Source organism: Pantoea wallisii (assembly GCF_002095485.1).
In the GTDB taxonomy this organism is placed as follows: Bacteria; Pseudomonadota; Gammaproteobacteria; order Enterobacterales; family Enterobacteriaceae; genus Pantoea; species Pantoea wallisii.
The window spans coordinates 1-1,774 of sequence record NZ_MLFS01000123.1; the positions used below are offsets into that span (position 1 = coordinate 1).

1 protein-coding gene and 1 pseudogene are annotated in these 1,774 nt (G+C 66.0%); one reads left to right on the forward strand and one right to left on the reverse strand.

Annotation, left to right across the window (positions count from 1 at the left end):
• A partial coding sequence (gene thpR / locus HA48_RS21825; protein ID WP_128603170.1) for an RNA 2',3'-cyclic phosphodiesterase occupies positions 1-310 on the reverse strand: 310 nt, incomplete at its 3' end.
• Between the two features lie 25 nt (positions 311-335).
• Here thpR and hrpB point away from each other — a divergent pair.
• A pseudogene (gene hrpB, locus HA48_RS21830) lies at positions 336-1,774 on the forward strand (ATP-dependent helicase HrpB); the annotation flags it as partial.

Below are 1,774 nucleotides of genomic sequence, written 5' to 3' on the forward strand. Positions count from 1 at the left end.
GGCTGGCCAGCTGCAGCAATCCACGTGGCGCCCGCTGGCAGCCCAGCCAGACAACGCCGGGGCGCGGCCAGTGACCGGCATCGTCAAGATCGAGAGCAAAACCAGGTTGCTGAATACGCGCTGCCAGCTGCTGAAGTTTGTCTGAGGTTGGGCTGCTCACGTCGCCGAGAAACGCCAGCGTCAGATGCAGATTGGCGGCCGCGACCGGTTTGCCCGCCTCAGCAGCAAAATGATCGGCGCGCCACTGCACCAGGGCATGCCGGAGCGCGTCGGGCAGTTCGAGCGCGAAAAACAGACGTTGCGTTGCCATGCTGGCCTCCGCGGGCAGTGTTACAATGCGCGCCATCTTAGCACAGGCAGAGTGGGAGTTGAGTGTGAGTGAGTTACCGGTAAGCGAGGTGCTGCCTGAACTGCTGGCGGCGCTGGCCCGTGCGCCGCAGGTGCTGTTAGCGGCCCCGACCGCGCCGGAAAATCCACCTGGCTGCCGTTGCAGTTACTGCGTCAGGCAAAGCTGCCGGGGCGCATCATTATGCTTGAGCCGCGTCGGCTGGCCGCGCGTAACGTGGCGCAGCGGCTGGCGGAGCTGCTGGGTGAGCAGCCAGGCGAGACGGTGGGCTATCGCATGCGCGGTGAAAACTGCTGCGGTCCCGCGACCCGCCTGGAGGTGGTAACCGAGGGCATTCTGACGCGGATGCTGCAGCGCGATCCGATGCTGGAGGGCGTCTCGCTGGTGATCCTTGATGAATTCCACGAGCGCAGTTTGCAGGCCGATCTGGCGCTGGCGCTGCTGCTGGATGTCCAGCAGGGATTACGTGACGATCTGAAAATTCTGCTGATGTCGGCCACGCTGGATAACGAACGCCTGCGCACGCTGCTGCCGGATGCGCCCTTTATTGTCTCCGCAGGACGCAGCTTTCCGGTAGTGCGCCGCTACGCCGCCCTCAACGCTCAGCTGCGTTTTGACGAGGCGGTGGCGCGTGAGGTGGCGCAGTTGCTGCGGGAGGAGACAGGCTCGCTGCTGCTGTTCCTGCCCGGCGTGGCGGAGATTGAGCGGGTAAAGCGCGAGCTGGCAGCGCGCGTCAGCGAGGATATCGATCTCTCTCCTCTCTATGGCGCGTTACCGCTGGAGGCGCAGCGTCGCGCCATCCTGCCGGCACCGCCCGGACGCCGCAAAGTGGTGCTGGCGACCAACATTGCCGAAACCAGCCTGACCATTGAGGGCATTCGTCTGGTGGTAGACAGCGCGCTGGAGCGCTCAGCGCAGTTTGACGTGCGCAGCGGCGTCACGCGGTTGCAAACGCAGCGCATCAGCCAGGCCTCCATGACGCAGCGCGCCGGACGCGCCGGTCGTCTCGAACCGGGCATCTGCCTGCACTTACTGCCGCAGGAGCAGGCCTTGCGCGCCGTGGCGCAGAGCGAGCCGGAGATTCTGCAGAGCGACTTGTCCGCACTGCACCTCGATCTGCTGCAGTGGGGATGCCAGGATGCCAGTCAGCTGCGCTGGCTGGATATGCCCCCCGCCCGAGGTCTGAGGGCGGCGCAGACGCTGCTGACGCGGCTTGGTGCGCTGGACAGCGAAGGGCGACTGAATGCCCGTGGACGCAAGATGGCGCAGCTGGGCACCGATCCGCGCCTCAGCGCCATCCTGTGTGCCGCCGGCGAGGATAACGATGCCTTAGCCAGCGCCGCACTGCTGGTAGCGATTCTGGAGGATCCGCCGCGCAGCGGCAGCGCCGATCTGCGCGATGCGCTCTGGCATCCGCAGCCGCACTGG